Origin of the sequence: uncultured Psychroserpens sp., assembly GCF_947494225.1 — a bacterium.
GTDB lineage: Bacteria > Bacteroidota > Bacteroidia > Flavobacteriales > Flavobacteriaceae > Psychroserpens.
In genome coordinates, this window is record NZ_CANLUG010000010.1 from 59,760 (window position 1) to 81,188 (window position 21,429).

Genomic DNA, 21,429 nt, shown 5'->3' on the forward strand with positions numbered 1-21,429 from the left:
GCATTTTACTTCATCACTAAAGCCTTTTAAAAATGCAAACATTAGATTGGATCGTACTCATTAGTACATTGCTGCTCATCGTTGCTTACGGAACCTATCAATCACGTGGGAGTAAAAATGTTCAGGACTATTTAAAAGGTGGTAATACATCAAAGTGGTGGACTATAGGATTATCGGTAATGGCAACACAGGCCAGTGCTATTACATTCTTGTCAACACCAGGACAAGCCTTTAATGATGGCATGGGATTCGTACAGTTTTATTTCGGGTTGCCTATTGCTATGGTTGTGATTTGCATGGTATTTATCCCGCTTTATCATCGACTTAAAGTCTATACAGCCTATGAGTTTCTTGAAAGTAGATTTGACTTAAAAACAAGAACACTTACAGCAATACTATTCTTAATACAACGTGGTTTGGCTGCAGGTATTACCATTTTTGCACCTGCTATTATCTTATCGGCAGTACTAGGATGGAACCTACTCCTACTGAATGTTATTATTGGAGTGTTAGTTATTATTTATACTGTTTCTGGTGGAACCAAAGCCGTAAATGTGACGCAAAAGCATCAAATGATTGTGATTTTTACAGGAATGATCATTGCTTTTGTTTTAATCATTAGCCAGCTACCAGAAAACATTACTTTCTCGAAAGCGCTAGATATTGCTGGCGCCAGTGGTAAAATGGAAGTTTTAGATTTTTCTTTTAATCTAAATAATCGTTATACCGTTTGGAGTGGGCTCATTGGTGGTACATTTTTAATGTTGTCCTATTTCGGTACAGATCAAAGTCAGGTACAACGTTACCTCTCAGGAAAGTCTCTTAAAGAGATGCAAATTGGAATGATGTTTAATGGCTTGTTAAAAGTGCCAATGCAGTTCTTTATCCTATTAGTAGGTGTAATGGTATTTGTGTTTTACCAATTTAATAAGGCTCCTGTAAATTTCAATCCAGCCGCAACCGAAGTGGTTTTAAACTCAGAATTTGCAGAAGAATATAAGTCTATTCAAAAGCAACAGCAAGAGGTTTTTGATATGAAGAAATATGCTATTGAAGAGTTTTCAAGTTCTGATGGCAAAGTTGATCCAGATGTCATAGCAAACTACAACGCCCAAAGTGATACGTTAAGAGCTCATGCCAGAACTTTAATCGTTAAAGCTGGCGAATCTCAAAATGTAAAAGTAGAGAGTAACGATAAAGATTATGTATTCATTCACTTTATATTAAACAACCTTCCTCGCGGACTCATAGGCTTGTTACTGGCGGTAATTTTGAGTGCAGCCATGTCGAGTACTTCAAGTGAATTAAATGCACTGGCTAGTACAACTACTATGGATTTGTACAAACGAAATACTGGAGAAAAATCTGAGACCGAAATGGTGCAAGCATCAAGATGGTTTACTTTAGGGTGGGGAATTTTAGCAATAGGAGTGGCTTGTGTTGCCAATCTTGCCGAGAATTTAATTCAACTCGTTAATATTATTGGTTCTATTTTCTACGGAAATGTGCTAGGAATATTCCTTTTAGCCTTCTTTTTCAAGTTTGTAAAAGCCAATGCTGTTTTTACAGCTGCTCTCATTACACAGGTCTTAGTTATTGGTTTGTTTTTATTAGACGAATATGGTCAAATAAATCTGCCATTCCTTTGGCTTAATTTTGTTGGTTGCTTCTTAGTTATTATCATCGCCATGATAATTGATTTTAATAAAATTTCGAAAAACAATAAAATGATACTTACGGGATTGATGTCTATATTGATGTACTTTGGATATATCATTGTAAACAATTCCTAAAGCATGATAAGGTTGTACTAAATAACTTGACAAATTATTAGTTCAAATTACCCTTATTTAAATGCATAAAAAAAGACCTTTTGACATGTTCAAAAGGTCTTTTTTTTATTGTAAATATGCTAAATTACATAGCTCCCCATTCTTTTAGAGATTCCATATTTTGCTTAACATAGTTTTGGTTACCAGCTTCTTTAGCAGCAGCCATAGACTCTTTAGCCAATTTAATAGCGCCGTTTTTATCACCAGCAGCAGCATAAATTAAAGATTGCTGTCTTACTTGCCAGAACCCTGGCTTTTCAATCATAGACATCGCTTTATCTATCCATTTTTTAGCCTTATTAGCATCTTTCCCTGCATTTAAATAGTATACTGCAGATGCATAGTAATCATTAGCACTTGGTCCAGCCATTACTTTATCTATTGCAGCAGAAACTGTTTTATCTGTTGGTACAGTAAAAGGAATACCTACATAAGACTTCTCCCAGATAATATCAATAGTTCCACCTGTAGCCGAAATATTATTAATATCCATAGTCATTGTTTCTACGTTAAAAGGAACAGCATGAACATCTACTTTTGCAGTGGCTACAACTTTACTATCATCCCAATTTCTAGGTGTTCCCCAATTATTGGTATCGTTATAAAATATAACATCCCATTGCTTTGCAGAATTAAGTTTTGTGAAAATTGCATAAGAACCAGCTTTTACCTCTTGACCAGCAATAGTAACATCATCACTAAATGTGATTACTGTATTCTTATTAGCTCCAGTTCTCCACATACCTCCATAAGGCTCCAAATCACCAAATATTGTTCTTCCTTTCACACTAGGACGAGAATATTCGATAGTAATATCGGTTAATCCAACCTTTTGTTCCAGCTTAGAAGATGGACTTGGCTGTGGTGTTTCAATTTGTGCATAAGTAGCGAAAGACATAGCAAACACTGCAAACACTAGTAATAATTTTTTCATTTGTATTAGTATTTATGATTAGTTTTAAAATTCACGTAAATTTACAAACAAGCTAAGCCTTTGTTTGTTAAGAAAACCTTAAATTAAACAGGCTTGTACCTAGCAAACCTTTAGAATGAAAAAATATTACGCAGAAATTATAGGAACATTCGCCATGATATTTTGTGGATGTGGTGCCATGACTATTAATGAAATCACCAACGGTAGTATCTCTCATGTTGGTGTAGCCATAACTTGGGGCCTCATAGTAATGAGTATGATTTATGCTTTCGGAGAAATATCTGGAGCGCATTTTAATCCGGCTGTGACTTTCGGCTTTGCCTATGCAAAAAAATTTCCATGGAACGAGGTTCCAAAATATATTTTAGCTCAAGCAATCGGCGCTTTTTTGGCTTGCTTTGTGCTTTGGTTTTTATTTCCAGAAAGTAATACTCTAGGCAGCACAATTCCCGCAGAAAACTTTGAACCTTACAAGGCTTTTGTTCTAGAACTGCTGCTCACATTCTTTTTAATGGTTGTTATTATTAATGTGTCTACAGGTAGTAAAGAAATTGGTACAATGGCAGCTATAGCCGTTGGTGGTGTCATTTTGTTAGAAGCCATGTTTGCAGGTCCAATGACTAAAGCCTCAATGAACCCAATTAGATCTTTAGCTCCTGCCCTAGTTTCTGGAAACCTTCAGCATTTATGGCTATACCTCACTGCACCTTTTGTGGGAGCTTTTCTTGCGGTTGCCAGCTGTTCTCTCGTTAAAGATGATAATTGTTGTTAGCTCAAAAATAACACTATTTCCGTCTTAAATTTTGACTAGATTAACAATTCCATAGTTAAAATCTATAGTGGTATGTTAATTTTTTGTTTAAACATATTAAATAAAAATTAAACGTTTTGTATATTTACTTATAATAATCATGAAAGTTTTTGCAAATAAAAGCGACTAGTTTATTACTAATTTAAACGATAAACACTATGGATATAATAAATAAAGCTTTAGAGTTTGAACAAAGAAAGATGCGTTCGTTATCAACGAGTGATCGTGTAAAAATTTCCCGAGAGGCTAAAGCGTTAATTTTAGATTTAAATCAAATTTACAAGCAGAAAAAAGACCAAAATATCATGGAAATCATGAAACGTCTTACTGTGATAAAAAGGAAAGTTGAAAAGCGTCTTAAAGGTGCACCATTAACTGCCTAATTCAAAGTAAATAGTATGGAGCGTATTAGATATCGTATATAACGTTAATCTATTACGCTCATTTTTTTAAAATCAACCAGAAGTGAAGTTTCTCAAGTACCTTATTATATTCGCAATTATTAATTTCTCTGCCCTAGGTATTGGCTCATGGCTTATGAATGGTGGAGCTCAAGGAGCTTGGTATCTTCAACTTGAAAAAGCACCTTGGACACCCGATGGCTGGGTATTTGGAGCCGCTTGGACCACTATTATGGTCTGTTTTTCATGCTATATGGCCTTTCTTTATTCAAAAAGACCGACCAGAAAAGTTCTAATATTATTTATCATACAGTTTGTACTCAATGTAAGCTGGAATTACATCTTCTTTGATCAAAAATTCATAACAGCTTCGTTAATAAGTATTGCATTGCTAACTATGATAGTTTTGGCGTTTTTAATAACGTATATAAAGGATCTAAAAATTAAGTCACTTCTTATATTACCTTATTTAATTTGGTTATGCATAGCCACATCCCTTAACTTATATATCGTTTTATACAACTAATTTGAAAATTTACACACTACATAAAAAACAAAATTTGCCAATCTCAATTAAGATGGCTTGGGAGTTTTTATCTAACCCTAACAACCTAAAAACAATAACACCAGACTATATGGGTTTTAAAATTATTTCTGGAGCCGATCGTCCAATGTATGAAGGGCAGATAATTCAATATTTAGTAACTCCTGTTTTGGGTATTAAAACCAAATGGGTATCCGAGATTACTCATATTGTAGATCAAAAGTATTTTGTTGATGAACAGCGTTTTGGACCTTATGCTTTATGGCATCACAAACACTTTATCAAAGCTATTGATGGTGGTGTGGAAATGGAAGACATCATTAATTACAAATTACCATTTGGAGTTTTAGGTGAGCTAGTTCACCCCATAGTTGTAAAACCAAAACTAGAAGAAATTTTTAGCTATCGTGCGAAAAAACTAGAAGAACTATTCGGAATTTACAACACGTAAAAATCATCAATTTGCCTATGAAACAACCGCTAAGTATTTTTTGGTTTAGACGTGATTTACGACTAGATGATAACGTTGGTTTTCACGAGGCTCTAAAGGGCAAATATCCTGTTTTACCTGTATTTATTTTCGATTCTGAAATACTAAGAAATCTTCCCGAAAATGACGCTAGAGTGACCTTTATATTTAATACGTTGCAAGATATGCATCGTACACTTGGTAAGGAACATGGAAGTGGCATTGCTCTATTTTATGGTGAACCCGTAAACATATATAAGCAGTTAATTCAAAGCTATAACATCCAAGAAGTGTACTCCAATCATGATTATGAACCATATGCTAGGCAACGTGATGATGACGTCAAGACAATATTATCGCATAGTAACATAAAGTTCAAAACATTCAAGGATCAAGTTATTTTCGAAAAAAGCGAGGTGGTAAAAAAAGATAGAAATCCATACGTTGTTTATACACCCTATATGAGGACTTGGAAAGCACAATATAAATCTCTCAAACTTGACGCTTTTAACACTAATGTCTACCTCAACAACCTCATTAAAAGTTCTAATTTTCCTAGCCTTACATTATTAGACATAGGGTTCACTAAGTCAAATCAAGACATTGCGCATTATATTGTAAATCCAAACGTAATTCAAAACTATGAGGCCACAAGAAATTTCCCTTCCAAAGATGCAACATCTCATTTAGGCCCTTACCTGCGCTTTGGTACTGTTAGTATTCGTCACATCGTAAAGAAAGCGATTCTTGAAAACCATGAAATCTTCTGGCAACAGTTAATTTGGAGAGAGTTTTTTATGCAAATCTTATGGCATTTTCCCCACACTGTTAATCATTCCTTTAAACCAAAATATGATAGAATAGAATGGCGTAATAATGAGGATGAATTCAAATTATGGTGTGAGGGCAAAACAGGTTATCCACTTGTTGATGCTGGTATGAGGCAACTTAATAAAACAGGTTTTATGCATAACCGAGTGCGTATGCTAGTTGGTAGTTTTTTATGTAAACACTTACTAATTGATTGGAGATGGGGAGAGGCTTATTTTGCCGAAAAATTGCATGACTACGAGATGGCAAGTAATGTTGGAAATTGGCAATGGGTCGCAGGTTCAGGCGTTGATGCTGCACCATATTTTAGAATTTTCAATCCTACCTCACAAATTCAGAAATTCGATAAAGATCATGAGTATATAAAAAAGTGGGTTCCAGAATATCAAGAATTAACTTATCCAAGTCCCATTGTAAATCACAAGGAAGCCAGAGAACGCTGTCTAAAAACTTATAAGCTAGCGTTGCAATAAATGATAACATATTTTTAAGAATCTGATAATTTCTTTTTATTAAATTTAAGTTCTTAACTTTTATAAAGTCTTATGCTTTTGCGTTTTATTTGGATTCTTTTCTTGTCGTTATCAATTTATTCTCAAGATAAATCCAAGCAAGTCTTGTTTGTTGGAAATAGTTTAACCTACACCAATGACTTACCAAAAATTGTAGAGCAAATTGCATCAAATTTTAATGAAACGATTACAACCACTTCATTATGTTATCCAAATTATGCCTTAATAGATCATTGGAACGATGGTAAATTACAGAAGTATATTAAAACTGGGAAATTTGACTATGTCATTATTCAACAAGGACCTTCCTCACAAAATGATGGTAGGCAGATGCTCTTGAGTGATGGCGCAAAAATTAAAGCACTTTGTGAAGAACATGGAAGCCAATTGGTCTATTTCATGGTATGGCCATCCAAAAACTATTATTACACCTTTGATGGTGTTATCGCTAACCACAAATTCGCTGCTAAACAAAACAAGGCACTACTTTGCCCTGTGGGTGTTATATGGAAGACATATGACGCAAATAAAGCATTAGAGAACCTATATAGTGTAGATGGCTTCCACCCATCAAAAGCAGGAAGTTTTTTGGCTGCATTAACTATATTCAACACCATTTATCCTAATAAAAATATAAGCGATCTTTCATTTAAATCATCAAAAACTTGGATGACTAATAAAAAATCGTTTGATACCATAATCGAATTAATCAATAATCAAAATCAAAAAAAATGAACACAAAAGACGTTGCACAAAGATGGACACAAATGTGTAGAGAAGGTCAAAACCTTGACTGTATTAATGAACTTTATGCTGAAAATGTAGTGAGCAAAGAAATGCCTGGAATGCCAGATGAAATCGTTTCAGGAAAACAAAATGTTTGGAACAAAAACAAAGCATGGTTAGACAATGTTGCAGAATGGCATGGTGGAGAAATTAGTGAGCCAACCGTTGTAGATAATCATTTCACAACAAAAATGATGTTTGACGTTACTTTTAAAGATCGTGGGAGACAACAAATGCAGGAAGTTGCTGTTTTTGAGGTGAAAGACGGAAAGATTTCCAACGAACAATTTTTCTATTCAATAGGATGATACTTAGCTATGAAATATTATATTTTAATTGTCTTATTATCGATCAACTTTATTCACGCGCAGCACGAACAAAAAATGTCTAGTATGGACTTTGTACAAATCCAGAATGATCACGTAGACGAAGTTATGCACTATTACAATAACAACTGGAAAGTGCTTCGAATTGAAGCTATAGAAAAGGGCTATATCGATTCTTTTCAGATTTTAGAAAATGTATATAGCGAAGAAGCACCTTTTCATTTGATATTAATAACGACATATAAAAACAAAATGCAATTTGATCATCGCGAAAAGCACTTTAGAGAACTTATAGATGCAAAAGGACCATTGAATTTATTAAATAACAAAAAACCTGCTGAATTCAGGAAAATACTTTTTGGAACAGATGCAAAACATTTAAATTAATCTAAATGGTTTTAACTCGTAAGGCAATCTCTTTTTTAGGCCTTTTCATCTTAAGTTTTGTTAGTTGTAAAGATGAAAATAGCGATGTGTCTTTTGTAGCATTTGACCATGCAGTTGAGTATTATAGAGATGGACCTATTAGAAGCGTTGGAATTTATAATCCTGACCTTTTACCTGATTTTCATGGAAAATTTGGTCGTTGGAACGAATATCATATAAACGGAAAATTAAAAGAAACAGGACAATATAAATCTGGTTTATATGTACAATGTTGCTTTGCTGGTCCCTGTGAGCAAGTTTATAACTATAAAATTGGTAAATGGAAATACTATTATAACAATGGACAGTTACGAGCTGTAGGGACATACGATTTAAGCATAAAAGAAATTGCGACGAGCTGTGCAGGGAGTGAGAAAATACATTATAGTCATCCTAAAGACGATTGGCTATTTTACAATAAAGATGGTCAAAAACTTGAAACTTCAGAAGTACTTTTGAATCAAATTAAAAACCACAATCCTTTTTATATACTTGAATAACTGAATAAAAAAAGCCTCAATATATTGAGGCTTTTTTATACTATTTTTGAATGGTTAATTCCCTTCAACACGCGTTATCTTGGCTCCAATGGCTCTCAAACGCTCGTCAATATTTTCATAACCTCTATCAATTTGTTCTATATTATGAATTGTTGATGTACCTCTTGCAGATAAGGCAGCAATTAACAGAGACACACCTGCTCTAATATCTGGTGAAGTCATTGTTGTTGCCTTTAGTTGTGATTTAAAATCGTGACCAATTACAGTAGCACGATGCGGATCACAAAGAATGATTTTTGCTCCCATATCAATGAGTTTATCTACAAAAAACAATCGGCTTTCAAACATTTTTTGATGTACCAGTGCACTTCCTCTGGCTTGTGTTAACACCACTAAAACAATACTTAGTAAATCTGGTGTAAATCCTGGCCATGGGGCATCAGCAACGGTTAAAATAGAACCATCAATATAATTTTGGACTTCATAACCATTAACATGCGCTGGAATATGGATATCATCACCTTGACGCTCTATCGTTATTCCTATTTTTCGGAATACATCAGGAATCTGACCTAAATCGTCCCAACTTACATTAGTAATTGTGAGTTCACTTTTAGTCATTGCGGCTAATCCTATCCAACTTCCTATTTCAATCATATCAGGAAGCATTCTATGTGTTGTTCCTCCTAATATATCAACACCTTCAATGATTAACATATTAGAACCAACACCACTTATTTTGGCGCCCATTCTATTAAGCATCTTACACAATTGCTGTAAATAAGGCTCACAAGCAGCATTATAAATTGTGGTTGTCCCTTCAGCAAGTACAGCAGCCATAACAATATTTGCTGTTCCTGTAACCGAGGCTTCATCTAAAAGCATATAAGCACCTTTTAGTTTATCTGCCTCTACACCATAGAAATAGTCTTCTTTGTTATATCTAAATTTTGCACCAAGGTTAATAAACCCTTCAAAGTGTGTATCTAAACGTCTACGCCCAATTTTATCTCCTCCCGGCTTAGGAATATATCCTTTTCCGAAGCGCGCTAATAATGGGCCAACAATCATAATAGAACCTCTTAAGCCCTTTCCATCTTCCTTGAATTCTGCAGATTCTAAATATTTAAGATTTATATCATCGGCCTTAAAAGTGTAAGATCCTTTTCCTACATTATTAATTTTAACACCTAGCTTTTTTAACAGAGCAATTAATTTATTAACATCAATAATATCAGGAATATTATCAATTCGAATCTCCTCTGCAGTTAAGAGTACTGCACATAAAATTTGTAATGCCTCGTTTTTTGCGCCTTGTGGTTGGATTTTCCCTTTTAATTGGTGACCTCCTTCAATAATAAATGTTGCCATGAAGTATGATTAGTAGCGTTTTCTGTTTTTATTTTTTTTATGATGCGACTTTTTATTGTTAGAATATTTCTTCTTGTTTCGCATTAAACTTGATGAGTCCGATAAATCTTCATCACTTCCCCTTAAGTTGATTTGACCTCCTGAGAGCTCAAATAAATGCTCAAAAATAACATCGTCTTCAACGGTATCTTTATTCCAGTTTAAAAAGCATTTTTTCATGTGGTTAGCAATAGTATATACCAATGCTTCCTTTAGCTCCCCATCTTCCCATGTATTGGCTACATCAATCATTGTTTTAATATTATTTCCGTAGAAACGATATTTTGGATGATTTTGTGGGTATCTTAACGGTTCTGGACTTTCGTTTAACTCCTCCTTTGAAGGTTTTGGATAAGGTGAATCTGCATCCAATTCAAAATCGGCCATAATAAATAGCTGATCCCATAATTTATGTTGAAAATCTGGCACATCCCTTAGATGCGGCTGCAAATTTCCCATGACATTAATAATGGATTTTGCCACCTTATTGCGCTCTTCCTTCGTTGGTAAATCTTTGGCGTAATTTATCATTTTCTGAAGATGTCTTCCATACTCAGGAATAATCAAATGTTCACGCTCTGTGTTGTATTCTAAATCGTCTATCAAAATATAAATTTGTGTAGTATTTGTATATCATGCTCGAAGTACATCTGCATGTGCTTGCAAAATACAAAAAAATAGTTATCGAAACCGCTTTTTATAAAGAAATAACGCCTTCTACTTTATCAGCTACTTCCTTATATTTAGCGATAACAGCATCGGGATCTTTCATCTGTAAATTTACCGATACACTTGTATATGTTCCTTTTCCAGACTCTTTAGTATTAATTACAGCTCCTAGGTTATCAAACAAACCTTCTATCTGCTTAATCTTCTCAGGATCTGTTGGTACAATAAACTTATAAAGATATTCTGAAGGCCAGCTTGCAGTTTCGTACAATTGGTTCCTTAATTTTTTGTAAAATTCTTCTGATTTTTTTTGTGCACTCATAACATTTTTTCTTCGGAAACAAAGATACATTTTACTTTGCATTTTGCTTTACCTAATTATTGTTAATTTTACAACCAAAACCTTGCCAATTTGAATACGAGAAAAATTGTTATAACTGGTGGACCTGGAACGGGGAAATCGTCCATTATAAATGAATTAATATCTAGAAATCATATCTGCTTTGAAGAAGTTTCAAGACAGGTGACTTTAGATGCAAGAAGAGAGGGAATTGAACAACTATTCTTAACCAAGCCTTTACTCTTTAGTGAATTGCTTCTCAAAGCAAGAACTCAACAATTTTTAGATGCCGAAACCATTGAAAAAGAACTTATATTTCTGGATAGAGGTTTACCAGATGTTCTTGCCTATATGGACTATGTAAAGAGTGATTATCCAAAGTACTTTACAGAAACTTGTGAGGCGCATGTTTATGATAAAGTCTTTGTTTTAGCTCCTTGGCAGGAGATTTTTGTGAGTGATAGTGAACGTTATGAAAATTTCGATCAGGCCATTGAAATTCACCATGCCTTATTAGACACGTATCAACGTTTTGGTTATGAACTTATTGATGTCCCTTTTGCAAGTATAGAACAGCGTGCAGATTTTATTCTAGACGCCTTAAATGACTAAATGGCACATCCCATTAACATATTAGAACAGTATTGGAATCATACGTCGTTTAGACCATATCAAGAAGAGATTATTGAGTCCATATTAGAAAACAACGACACCTTTGCTCTTTTGCCAACTGGTGGTGGCAAATCTGTATGCTTTCAAATTCCCGCACTTATTAAAGACGGCATTTGCATCGTTGTATCTCCGTTAATAGCACTTATGAAAGACCAAGTAAATACCCTAAAAGAAAAAGGTATTAAAGCTATGGCCATTACAAGCGGTATTAAGTATAATGAATTAGACACTCTTCTAGACAATTGTATCTACGGAAATTATAAGTTTTTATACTTATCTCCAGAACGATTACAACAAGACATTGTAAAGCATCGTATTGAGCAAATGAATGTGAATCTTATTGCTGTAGACGAGGCACATTGTATCAGTCAATGGGGAAACGACTTTAGACCAGCTTACAAAAACATAACACTTTTAAGACAACTACAACCTAGTGTAAACGTAGTCGCTTTAACAGCAACCGCTAAGCCAAAAGTTATTGAGGAAACTATGGAAGCGCTAGATTTTATATCCCCAAAGGTATTTAAAGCCTCCTTCATTAGACCAAATATAGCCTATCAAGTTGTATCTAGTGAAGATAAAATTTACGACCTAGAGCGTATATTAAAAGAGCATTCTGGGTCTTCCATTATTTATGTACGTAGCCGAAAGATGAGTATTGATATTCATAACATTTTAGAGAAAAAAGGGTTTAGTTCTACTTTTTTCCACGGCGGAATTCCAACGAAAGATAAACAAGAGCGATTATACCAATGGATGAATAACAAAAAAAACATTATGGTAGCAACTACTGCCTTTGGTATGGGAATTGATAAACCAGATGTAAAAACAGTAATACATATTAACCTACCTGAAAGTCTAGAAAGCTACTATCAAGAAGCTGGACGCGCAGGACGAAATAATGAAAACGCTTATGCTATTCTATTAACAAACGCATCTGATGAAAACGTTTTAAAAAATCAATTCATCAATAGTTTACCGTCTATCAACGATATGAAACTCGTATATAGAAAACTATGCAACTACTTTCAAATATCCTATGGCGAAGGAGAACTAACAACACATCGTTTTAATTTTAGTGATTTCTGTAAAGTCTACGGGTTTAAAAGTTCGAAAGCATTTAACACGCTCCAACTTTTAGATAGAAATAGCATAATTAAACTATCGCAACAATTTAATTATAAAACTAAACTTCAGTTTATTGTAAGTAACACAGCAATGTTTTCTTATTTAGAAACACGCCCTCAATATAATACGATCGTCAAAACAATTTTGAGGACTTATGGTGGTATTTTTGAACATCAGCTTGCCATCAACCTTAAACTAATTGCAGATAAATCTTCCACAGATGAAAAAGAAGTCATTCGAAATTTAGAGGCACTTCAAAAGGATGGAATCGTAGATTTTTTATTTTCTAATACCGATTCTGAAGTTATTTTTCTTCAACCTCGTGAGGATGATAAAACAATACATAGAATTGCTAAAGTTGTCGAACAACAACAAGAACTTAAACGTTTTCAGGTACATTCGGTATTAGATTATGTCAAAAACACATCAGTATGTAAAAGCATACAACTACTCAATTACTTTGGCGAAGACTATAAAGATGATTGTGGTCAATGCTCTGTTTGTACATCTCGAAATAGTTCTAAAACACATTCAAATTTTAAAACAACTAGACAACACATTGTCCAAGCATTAGAGCAAAAACCTTTAAGTTCTAGAGAGTTAACAGAGCAGTTACCAATAGAAAAAGAAGACGTTATAGCATGTATACAATTACTATTAGAGCATGATATCATAGTAACAACAATAGGCAACAGATATAAATTAAAACACACATGAAGAGATCAGAATTAAAAATTATATTTATGGGAACGCCCGATTTTGCAGTAGCAACATTAAAGGCACTTGTAGATAACAATTATAATATTGTTGGTGTTATTACCGCACCAGATAAACCTTCAGGACGCGGACGAAAACTCAACCAATCTGCGGTTAAGAAGTATGCCATTGCACATAATTTAAATGTATTACAGCCTACAAATCTTAAAAATGAAGATTTTATAAAGGAACTAAGAGATCTAAATGCCAATCTTCAAATCGTTGTTGCTTTTAGAATGCTTCCTGAAGTTGTTTGGAATATGCCAAGTTATGGAACCTTTAACTTGCACGCATCTCTTTTACCAAACTATCGTGGTGCCGCTCCTATACATTGGGCTATTATTAATGGAGAAACTAAAACGGGCTTAACAACGTTTTTTATTGATGAAAAAATTGACACAGGAGCCATAATCCTTCAGGATGAAGTTGACATCCAAACTGATGAGACTGTTGGATCTCTACATGACAAGTTAATGTTTATTGGAAGTTCTCTTGTATTAAAGACCGTAGACCTTATAGAAAATGGAGATGTAAAAACAGTGATACAACCAAAAACAGCCAATTTAAAAACAGCTTATAAACTTAATCGAGAGAACTGTAAAGTAGATTGGAACTTAGATGTTGATACTATATATAATAAGATACGTGGTTTAAACCCTTTTCCTGCTGCTTGGTGCGAACTCATAAATGGTGAGGATACTTTAAACGTCAAAATTTTTAAAGTTGAAAAGGAACATCATAGCCATAGTTATGAAAATGGAGCATTATTTAGCAGTAAAGATGAATTAAAGATTGCTGTACGAGATGGTTACATAAATATTAAAGAATTACAACTTCCAGGAAAACGAAAAATGGAGGTTAAGTCATTATTAAATGGATACAATTTTGAGAGAAATGCCAAAATGCTCTAGAACCCCTGTATACATTGATATTTGAAAAATATCCGATGAAATGCAAACCTTTATTAACAAATGCTCTAAGTTATCAACAAATCCTTGTATTTCCCTTGCTATTACTTGCGTAGGTTGATTTTACGTATAAATTTGTAGACGGATTTAACGATAACGTTTAACCCAACTATTTTTTTAACAATTTTAAAATACAAATTTTATGAACAAAACAGATTTAATCAATGGGATGGCAGAGAACGCTGGAATTACTAAAGCAGCTGCTAAGAAGGCATTAGATTCATTATTAATTGACATCGAAGGATCTTTACAAAAAGGAAACAGAGTTTCTTTAGTAGGATTTGGTTCTTGGTCAGTTTCAAGAAGATCTGCAAGAGAAGGAAGAAACCCTCAAACTGGTAAAACAATACAAATCAAAGCTAAAAACGTAGTAAAGTTTAAAGCTGGTTCTGATTTAAGCAATGCTGTAAACTAGTATTTCTTTAAATAGATTACGAAAAGCTCACTTTAAAGTGGGCTTTTTTGTTTTAGATACCCTTTATGTTGAAAATTATTGGTTATTAGGAAAATATGTTTTAGATTAGTACGTAAATCATAGAAAAAAATGATTAGCTCAAAGCCCAAAAAAGGACATCTTTTAATAGCCGAACCGTCTATTATTGGCGACTTATCTTTTAATAGGTCAGTTATCTTATTGGCCGATTATAATGAGCAAGGATCTATTGGGTTTATTTTAAACAAACCTCTTGAGTATACACTAAGAGATCTGATTCCAGAAACCGAAGCTACATTTAAGGTTCATAATGGTGGCCCTGTTGAACAGGATAACCTATATTTTATTCATCAAGTTCCAAATTTAATTCCTGATAGTATAGAGATTTCACATGGTGTCTTTTGGGGAGGAAATTTTGATGCCGTCTTAGAGCTACTAAACGATAATAAACTAACACCAGCAGATATAAGATTTTTTCTAGGATATTCAGGCTGGGATGCTAAGCAATTAGACAGTGAACTCGAATCTAATGCTTGGATAATTTCTGAAAATGTTTATAAAAATGAACTTATTGAAAAGTGTTGCGATTCATTTTGGAAGGAAAAAATGTTAGAACTTGGAGGAGATTACTCGCTATGGTCGAATGCTCCAGAAAATCCTAGTTATAACTAAGACAATCTCAACTTCGTATTTAATCGTCTCAAAATATCTTCGGAAACTTTAGTACTATACTCCTTTTTACGATATTTCAAAACTGGTTGAATACCAATAATAACATTAGAAATAAACAATTCATCAGCTTTTTGAAGCTCAAAAGGAGATATCGAGGCTTCCTCTAAAATATAATCTCCAGAATTCAATATCACATCAGAAATTTGTTTTCTCATAATACCCTTTATACAACCATCATTTAATGGAGGAGTCTTAATGGTTTCGCCAGATACCATAAACACATTCCCTTGTAGTGCTTCAATCACATGTTTATTGGTGTTTAACAACAAGCAATTATCAAAATTATTTTCCTTAGCATAAATACTAGCTAAAACATTTAAAACTCTGTTATTGGTTTTTAAAGTAGACAATAATCCAGGGGCAACAAAATGGTCTTTATATAAGTCTACAGTATAAGTCTGTACCGTAGATGCCAAATAAAAGTCGTTTTGTAATGGTTCAACTACGATGTAATATGATATTTTTTCATCTTTTGGAAGATACTTACCTCCTACACCCCTATTTATATTTAACCTAACTCTAGCGGTTGACTTAATAAGTGTGTTGGCTTCAACAGTCTTTAAAATTTCAGCTTCAAGAAATTCCATAGTGAAATTCATAGGAATATCCATGCGCATGATACGCATAGAAGCCATCAATCTGAAATAATGATCTTCCCAAAACAAAATTTTACCATGAACAACTTTCATCGTTTCAAAAAGAGCATCCCCATAATTATAACCTCTATTATCATGGGTTATAATCTCTGTATTTTCTGTCAGTTCACCGCTAAGATTTATCATAAAAAAAGTCTCGATTAAAAATCGAGACAAATATAAAACTAATATGATTCACAAGTTCTAAGCAGAACCTAAAACTTGTTTTAAACTTGAAATTTGATTATCCCAAAGCATTTTTACTTCTTCAATTTCATCTTCTTCTGAAAAATCAGTAACAATAATTGAGACATCTTTTGTTATTTCATCCACTTGAATTCGTATTTCAAAAAAGTAAGAAGTTCCATCTTCATCATCATTTAGCCATCTAAACTTAATGCGTTCTCCGCTTTTCTTACTCAATAATTTCGCTGTTTCCTCACTTCCGTCCCAAATAAACGTAAATAATTCTCCCCTCGAGTTTACATTATCAGCAAACCATTCCGATAATCCAGAGGGTGTAGATATATATTGATATAAAAGTTGTGGCGAAGCGTGAATAACAAACTCCATCTCAATTTTAATTTTGTCTTCCATAGGTATATAATTATGTTGTCAATATATACATTAATTGTTGAGTTTAAAACTAAAAGTCAAAAAAAATAATTTGCGCATTTTATGTTTGTTCAGATAAATTTTGTTTTTATATTTGCACCCTCATAAATGGCGAGGTAGCTCAGTTGGTTAGAGCGTCGGATTCATAACCCGGAGGTCGGGGGTTCAAATCTCCCTCTCGCTACAAGAAAACCTAATGTCTTCATTAGGTTTTTTTTTGTCCTTATCTAACGGTTGTTATGTTACCGTTTAACGATTCTCCTCTAAAATTCAATATTTGCCCCAAAAACCTTAAAATTTCTGAAAATCTTAAAATTTTAACAATTCATTGGTTTTCAGTCAATTAATTCTTACACAATAATTTTCAAATGTTAAAAAAATGCATTTCAACGGTTTTTTTTGCATTTTGTGGAGTAAAATTGAAATAAATTGATATATTAGCGACCTAATTAATTGACATAAATTCATTAAACCCCAAACTAATGAGAAAAATTACCTGCTTAATTGTGCTACTATTTTTAGTAGTTCAAACTTCATTTGCGCAAGAAACTTACAAGCGCATTATCATTAATAATAATTCTGAAACCACCTTACAAACCTTACTAAATATTGGTATTGATTTAAGATGTGGAGCAGTATACAAAGACAATACTATTCAATTAGAATTGTCAATGGAACAATTAAACCAAATTGATAATGCCGGAATTAAATACAACGTTACCGTTGAAGACCTTACGCAATTCTATCAAGAAAGGAGTCATTCCGAAATAACAATAGATGATGCTTATGCTCAATTTAAATCAAGTAATCAACCTAGTGTAAGTAATCGATCGATTGCAAGTACCATCCTTGATAACTATTTACAGTATACTGGATGTGAAGAAGTCGATTGGACAAAACCAACTAATTATCATCAAGGATCCCTTGGTGGTTGTTTAACAGTTGACGAAATGGAAACAGAACTGGACGAAATGTTTGCTAACTATCCCAGTCTAATTTCGGCTAAGGCAGATGCCTCTCCAACCAATCAAACAACCTGGGGAAACCCATCAGGTACAATTACTAATAACGGATTAACATATACAGGACAAGGAACTACCAGATGGAACCCTAAAACTATATGGTATGTGAGAATTACTGGAGACCAATCTTCCCCTGAAGGAAGCAAACCTCAAATACTGTATACATCGATGATACATGCTAGAGAGGTAAGTAGTTTAATGAGTAACATGTACTTCATGTGGTATCTTCTTGAAAACTACAATACAGATCCTGCTATTAAAAATTTAGTAGACAATAATGAATTATATTTTATTCCAGTTGTAAACCCTGATGGCTTGCGCTGGAATCAGCATTTAAATTCTGGTGGTGGTACGTTCCAAAGAAAGAACTGTAGACCAAATACAGGTAGTACCTCTAACTCAACCGCAACAAGAGGTGTTGATGTTAATAGAAATTTTGATTACCTGTGGGGAGCAGATGGAGACTCAAGTGGGTCATCGGATGTGCCTTCAAGTGACACCTATAGAGGCCCTGCCCCTTTCTCTGAACCTGAGGCACAAATTTTAAGAGATTTCGTTTTAGCTAGAAATTTTGAAACTTGCTTGATGCATCACTCTGCGGCTAATGCTATTCCGCATCCATATGGAGGTGTTCCTACTCGTGTGTCAAATAGAGAAGACGAAATGCACCAATGGCACGAAGATATGTCTAGATTTAATAGATATGTATCTGGAGCAACAATTTTCACTCCTGCAAATGGTATTGCCGATGATTGGATGTTAGGTGGTACTGCAGATAACGGTAACACAACTAGTAATGCTAATAATTCATATCCAAATGATAGTAGCCCTGCGTCCGTAGGGTCTGGTAGAAATATCTTAGCGTCTACTCCTGAACATGGTAGTTTTGGAAGTGAAGGAGGTTTCTGGCCTAATCCAACGCAAACCAATGGTATATCTGAAATTGAAATCATTGCTGCAAGAGCAGTTAGAATTAATTTAATGAATGCCTATTATGGAGGTAAATATGCAAAACTGCACGATTTAACCCAAAGTGATATTAATACACTTACTTCCAATTTAACCTTCGGTATTGAACGTATTGGACAAACTGCAAGTAATTTTACATTAACTGTAACTCCTATTTCAGCCAATATTGTTTCTATAGCTTCTGTTCCTGTTCAAACTGGAATGAACATTTTAGATCAAAACAATGTGACTGCCCAAATCGTTTTAAACGGAAGTATTCAACCAAATGATAAAATTGAATATAATGTGCAATTGTCAGATGGTACAAATGTATTTTATGATATAAACGTTGAAAAATATTATCAACCTACAGTAATTTTAGCCGATGATCCTGATGCAAATTCAATAACCACAAACTGGAATTTATCTGGTACTTGGACTGCGTCAAATGCCGTAGGTGCTGCATACTCTGGTAGTCGTGCGATAAAAACAGGTAATAATGCTATCTCGTCTTATGGTTCAAACCAAAATACATCTATTACCACAAATACGCACGATTTATCAACTTCTGATGAAGTAATTATTCAATTTTATACAAAATGGGATTTAGAGCGTAACTTCGATTTTGTTGAATTTGAAGGATCTACTGATGGAACCAATTGGATCTCACTTTGTGGTATTTATAATAAACCAAATGCTACAAGTTTCACCACCAATGAGCATGGAGATAAAACCTCTACAAGTCACTCTTTCCAACAAAATAACAACAGTAGCGGTAGAGTTTATGATGGTGATCGTATGGACAAATGGGTAATGGAAGAAGTTGTTATTGATGCAACGAACCACGCTGCTTTATTCCAAGCTCCGAATGCTCGATTTAGATTTAGGTTTAGAACAGATGGCAATAACAGATTTGAAAACTATTCAGCCAACGCAGAAGGTTTTTTTATTGATGATTTTAAAATTATTGGACTTCAGGTTCCTTGTGATAATAGTGTAGCGCCTTCAAACCTAGTTGTAAACTTGGTAACCCCTACTTCTGCCTCAGTGTCATGGGATAATATCCCTTCAGCTACATATGATGTAAGATATAGAGAAATTGGGGCTGGTTCATGGAATACCATCACAGATATTGCAACAAATTCATATAATATTACTGGACTTTCAGAAAACACAAACTATGAAGTACAAGTCGCTACAAGGTGTAGCACTACGGCTTCTTCATATTCAACTTCTGAAAATTTCACAACACCAAGTGCTGCTCCTTGTACTGGAAGTTCTATAAGTTCTTTCCCTTACTCTGAAAGTTTTGAAGTTGCTAACTCATTTGGCTTATGGACAAATGATACGGGCGACGACTTCGATTGGACCAATAAAGCAGAAGAAGGCGATGGAAACTCAACACCTTCTGCTGATACTGGACCATCATTAGCATCAGACGGAAGTCGTTTCATATTCATCGAAGCTTCTAACCCTAATTTCCCAAGTAAAATAGCTCGACTCATAAGTCCGTGCTTAGATTTTACAGGAAGAGAAAATGCTGCCCTTTCATTTGATTACCATATGTTTGGTGGTTTTATAGGTGTGCTTACAGTAGACGTTAGTATTGATAATGGCGCTAATTATGCAACTTTAGGCGATTATACCTTATCTGGCGCACAACAAAATGCTCATACAGACGCTTGGAAAACTCAAAACGTAGATTTGTCATTATATGATGGACAATCTATAAAACTAAGATTTAGTGCAACAACGAGCTCTGACGGATCAACAGGATGGCAAGGTGATATTTCATTAGATAACTTCGGAATTACATCTGATGTTGCCACTGGCTCTGCACCTCCTAATGCCGTATGCCAAAATATTACCGTACAATTAGATAATTCTGGAAACGCAACGATAGTCCCAACAGATATTGATGGCGGTTCTACCGATGATGTTGCTATTACTGGACGAAGCATTAACATTAATTCTTTTGATTGCAACGACATAGGAACAGTCAATGTAACACTTACAGTAACCGATGGAGATGGTCAAGATGATACTTGTGTTGCCGTAGTAACTGTTGTTGACCAAATAGATCCTGTATTTGCAGGAGTTCCTTCGAACATCACATTAACCTGTGGAAATAACCAACCTTCTTGGACAGACCCAACCGTTACTGATAATTGTGGTACCGGTTTAACACCAACTCGAACAGATGGTACTGGTTTAAATAGCGGTAGTGTTTTTCCTAGTGGAATAACAACTATAAGTTATTCTGTAAATGATGGTAATGGAAATATCAATACAGCGTCTTTTAATGTAAATGTAGTAGTTGATAACCAAGATCCATCTGCTGTATGTCAAAATATTGCAGTACAATTAGATGTTAACGGAAATGCAACTATTACAGCTGCAGATATAAACAATGGTTCTTCTGATAATTGTGGTATTGCATCAATTGCGGCTTCTCAAACAGCATTTACCTGTGCTGACGAAGGAGCTAACAATGTAACTTTAACCGTAACTGACACCAATGGGAATGTTGATACTTGTGTCGCAGTGGTAACTGTTTCATTACAAGATGCTCCTACCGGATTAGACTGTTGGGAATCGGCCAATTATAATTATACAACTTGTAGATGGGTAGTCACTGGATCACAACCAGCAGAACCTGCAACAGAATGTTATGAGACTGCAACCTTTAATAATACAACGTGTTCTTGGGATGTCACTGGATCACAACC

The 21,429-nt window shown here is 34.3% G+C and carries 22 protein-coding genes and 1 tRNA gene; 17 read left to right on the forward strand and 6 right to left on the reverse strand.

Annotated elements, in window-relative coordinates; genetic code table 11:
- Positions 1-32 precede the first annotated feature (32 nt).
- On the forward strand, positions 33-1,793 hold the full coding sequence (locus Q0893_RS18395) for a sodium:solute symporter (RefSeq protein WP_298904631.1): 1,761 nt from the start codon (positions 33-35) through the stop codon (positions 1,791-1,793).
- A gap of 124 nt (positions 1,794-1,917) precedes the next feature.
- Here the strand turns inward: Q0893_RS18395 and Q0893_RS18400 are convergent, their stop codons facing one another.
- Entirely contained in the window at positions 1,918-2,766 is an 849-nt protein-coding gene (locus tag Q0893_RS18400) for a DUF2911 domain-containing protein (RefSeq protein ID WP_298904633.1), read from the reverse strand.
- A gap of 115 nt (positions 2,767-2,881) precedes the next feature.
- Between Q0893_RS18400 and Q0893_RS18405 the strand changes: the two genes are divergently transcribed.
- From Q0893_RS18405 to Q0893_RS18445, 9 genes are all read left to right on the forward strand, one after another.
- Positions 2,882-3,538: an MIP/aquaporin family protein gene (locus Q0893_RS18405; RefSeq protein WP_298904636.1), complete on the forward strand. Its 657-nt coding sequence runs from the start codon at positions 2,882-2,884 to the stop codon at positions 3,536-3,538.
- 197 nt (positions 3,539-3,735) lie between these two features.
- Positions 3,736-3,960: a hypothetical protein gene (locus tag Q0893_RS18410; protein ID WP_298904638.1), complete on the forward strand. Its 225-nt coding sequence runs from the start codon at positions 3,736-3,738 to the stop codon at positions 3,958-3,960.
- 82 nt (positions 3,961-4,042) lie between these two features.
- The gene (locus Q0893_RS18415; protein ID WP_298904640.1) at positions 4,043-4,504 is read left to right on the forward strand and encodes a TspO/MBR family protein; all 462 of its coding nucleotides are present in this window, start codon (positions 4,043-4,045) and stop codon (positions 4,502-4,504) included.
- Position 4,505: 1 nt separating this feature from the next.
- The gene (locus Q0893_RS18420; RefSeq protein WP_299278512.1) at positions 4,506-4,973 is read left to right on the forward strand and encodes an SRPBCC family protein; all 468 of its coding nucleotides are present in this window, start codon (positions 4,506-4,508) and stop codon (positions 4,971-4,973) included.
- A 17-nt stretch (positions 4,974-4,990) separates the two neighbouring features.
- Positions 4,991-6,295: a deoxyribodipyrimidine photo-lyase gene (locus tag Q0893_RS18425; protein WP_299278516.1), complete on the forward strand. Its 1,305-nt coding sequence runs from the start codon at positions 4,991-4,993 to the stop codon at positions 6,293-6,295.
- 78 nt (positions 6,296-6,373) lie between these two features.
- A complete protein-coding gene (locus Q0893_RS18430) occupies positions 6,374-7,069 on the forward strand; it encodes an SGNH/GDSL hydrolase family protein (protein ID WP_298904648.1) in 696 nt (231 codons plus the stop codon).
- Entirely contained in the window at positions 7,066-7,428 is a 363-nt protein-coding gene (locus Q0893_RS18435) for a nuclear transport factor 2 family protein (RefSeq protein ID WP_299278519.1), read from the forward strand. The genes Q0893_RS18430 and Q0893_RS18435 overlap by 4 nt, the downstream gene beginning before the upstream one ends.
- A gap of 84 nt (positions 7,429-7,512) precedes the next feature.
- Entirely contained in the window at positions 7,513-7,833 is a 321-nt protein-coding gene (locus Q0893_RS18440) for a hypothetical protein (RefSeq protein ID WP_299278522.1), read from the forward strand.
- Positions 7,834-7,838: 5 nt separating this feature from the next.
- The gene (locus Q0893_RS18445; protein WP_298904657.1) at positions 7,839-8,372 is read left to right on the forward strand and encodes a hypothetical protein; all 534 of its coding nucleotides are present in this window, start codon (positions 7,839-7,841) and stop codon (positions 8,370-8,372) included.
- Between the two features lie 54 nt (positions 8,373-8,426).
- Here Q0893_RS18445 and murA read toward each other — a convergent pair whose 3' ends face one another.
- The 3 genes from murA to Q0893_RS18460 form a co-directional block, all read right to left on the reverse strand.
- A complete protein-coding gene (murA, locus tag Q0893_RS18450) occupies positions 8,427-9,743 on the reverse strand; it encodes a UDP-N-acetylglucosamine 1-carboxyvinyltransferase (RefSeq protein WP_299278525.1) in 1,317 nt (438 codons plus the stop codon).
- A gap of 9 nt (positions 9,744-9,752) precedes the next feature.
- The gene (locus Q0893_RS18455; protein WP_298904661.1) at positions 9,753-10,388 is read right to left on the reverse strand and encodes a DUF4290 domain-containing protein; all 636 of its coding nucleotides are present in this window, start codon (positions 10,386-10,388) and stop codon (positions 9,753-9,755) included.
- Between the two features lie 91 nt (positions 10,389-10,479).
- A complete protein-coding gene (locus tag Q0893_RS18460; RefSeq protein WP_298904664.1) occupies positions 10,480-10,773 on the reverse strand; it encodes a DUF493 domain-containing protein in 294 nt (97 codons plus the stop codon).
- Between the two features lie 90 nt (positions 10,774-10,863).
- On the opposite strand from Q0893_RS18460, the gene Q0893_RS18465 reads away from it, so the two are divergent.
- The 5 genes from Q0893_RS18465 (at position 10,864) to Q0893_RS18485 (ending at position 15,420) form a co-directional block, all read left to right on the forward strand.
- Entirely contained in the window at positions 10,864-11,403 is a 540-nt protein-coding gene (locus Q0893_RS18465) for an ATP-binding protein (protein WP_298904667.1), read from the forward strand.
- Positions 11,404-13,308 (forward strand): ATP-dependent DNA helicase RecQ, encoded by a 1,905-nt coding sequence (locus Q0893_RS18470; protein WP_298904670.1) that lies wholly within the window; start codon positions 11,404-11,406, stop codon positions 13,306-13,308.
- On the forward strand, positions 13,305-14,258 hold the full coding sequence (gene fmt / locus Q0893_RS18475) for a methionyl-tRNA formyltransferase (protein WP_298904673.1): 954 nt from the start codon (positions 13,305-13,307) through the stop codon (positions 14,256-14,258). Before Q0893_RS18470 ends, fmt begins: the two co-directional genes overlap by 4 nt.
- 199 nt (positions 14,259-14,457) lie before the next feature.
- Entirely contained in the window at positions 14,458-14,730 is a 273-nt protein-coding gene (locus Q0893_RS18480; protein WP_091424321.1) for an HU family DNA-binding protein, read from the forward strand.
- A gap of 129 nt (positions 14,731-14,859) precedes the next feature.
- Positions 14,860-15,420, forward strand: coding sequence for a YqgE/AlgH family protein (locus Q0893_RS18485; RefSeq protein ID WP_298904688.1), 561 nt, complete (start codon positions 14,860-14,862; stop codon positions 15,418-15,420).
- Here the strand turns inward: Q0893_RS18485 and Q0893_RS18490 are convergent.
- Together Q0893_RS18490 and Q0893_RS18495 are read right to left on the reverse strand one after the other, a co-directional pair.
- A complete protein-coding gene (locus tag Q0893_RS18490; RefSeq protein ID WP_299278532.1) occupies positions 15,417-16,262 on the reverse strand; it encodes an aminotransferase class IV in 846 nt (281 codons plus the stop codon). The genes Q0893_RS18485 and Q0893_RS18490 overlap by 4 nt on opposite strands.
- 57 nt (positions 16,263-16,319) lie before the next feature.
- Positions 16,320-16,712, reverse strand: coding sequence for an START-like domain-containing protein (locus Q0893_RS18495; protein WP_299278535.1), 393 nt, complete (start codon positions 16,710-16,712; stop codon positions 16,320-16,322).
- A 128-nt stretch (positions 16,713-16,840) separates the two neighbouring features.
- Between Q0893_RS18495 and Q0893_RS18500 the strand changes: the two genes are divergently transcribed.
- Positions 16,841-16,914, forward strand: a tRNA-Met gene (locus Q0893_RS18500).
- A gap of 298 nt (positions 16,915-17,212) precedes the next feature.
- Positions 17,213-21,429: M14 family zinc carboxypeptidase (locus tag Q0893_RS18505; RefSeq protein WP_299278539.1), on the forward strand; the 4,217-nt coding region annotated here is incomplete at its 3' end.

Bases quoted from the DNA above. Each gene is read 5' to 3' on its own strand.
- Q0893_RS18395 (WP_298904631.1), top strand. From the start codon at position 33: ATGCAAACATTAGATTGGATCGTACTCATTAGTACATTGCTGCTCATC.
- Q0893_RS18400 (WP_298904633.1), bottom strand. From the start codon at position 2,766: ATGAAAAAATTATTACTAGTGTTTGCAGTGTTTGCTATGTCTTTCGCT.
- Q0893_RS18405 (WP_298904636.1), top strand. From the start codon at position 2,882: ATGAAAAAATATTACGCAGAAATTATAGGAACATTCGCCATGATATTT.
- Q0893_RS18410 (WP_298904638.1), top strand. From the start codon at position 3,736: ATGGATATAATAAATAAAGCTTTAGAGTTTGAACAAAGAAAGATGCGT.
- Q0893_RS18425 (WP_299278516.1), top strand. From the start codon at position 4,991: ATGAAACAACCGCTAAGTATTTTTTGGTTTAGACGTGATTTACGACTA.
- Q0893_RS18435 (WP_299278519.1), top strand. From the start codon at position 7,066: ATGAACACAAAAGACGTTGCACAAAGATGGACACAAATGTGTAGAGAA.
- Q0893_RS18440 (WP_299278522.1), top strand. From the start codon at position 7,513: ATGGACTTTGTACAAATCCAGAATGATCACGTAGACGAAGTTATGCAC.
- Q0893_RS18445 (WP_298904657.1), top strand. From the start codon at position 7,839: ATGGTTTTAACTCGTAAGGCAATCTCTTTTTTAGGCCTTTTCATCTTA.
- murA (WP_299278525.1), bottom strand. From the start codon at position 9,743: ATGGCAACATTTATTATTGAAGGAGGTCACCAATTAAAAGGGAAAATC.
- Q0893_RS18460 (WP_298904664.1), bottom strand. From the start codon at position 10,773: ATGAGTGCACAAAAAAAATCAGAAGAATTTTACAAAAAATTAAGGAAC.
- Q0893_RS18470 (WP_298904670.1), top strand. From the start codon at position 11,404: ATGGCACATCCCATTAACATATTAGAACAGTATTGGAATCATACGTCG.
- fmt (WP_298904673.1), top strand. From the start codon at position 13,305: ATGAAGAGATCAGAATTAAAAATTATATTTATGGGAACGCCCGATTTT.
- Q0893_RS18480 (WP_091424321.1), top strand. From the start codon at position 14,458: ATGAACAAAACAGATTTAATCAATGGGATGGCAGAGAACGCTGGAATT.
- Q0893_RS18485 (WP_298904688.1), top strand. From the start codon at position 14,860: ATGATTAGCTCAAAGCCCAAAAAAGGACATCTTTTAATAGCCGAACCG.
- Q0893_RS18490 (WP_299278532.1), bottom strand. From the start codon at position 16,262: ATGATAAATCTTAGCGGTGAACTGACAGAAAATACAGAGATTATAACC.
- Q0893_RS18495 (WP_299278535.1), bottom strand. From the start codon at position 16,712: ATGGAAGACAAAATTAAAATTGAGATGGAGTTTGTTATTCACGCTTCG.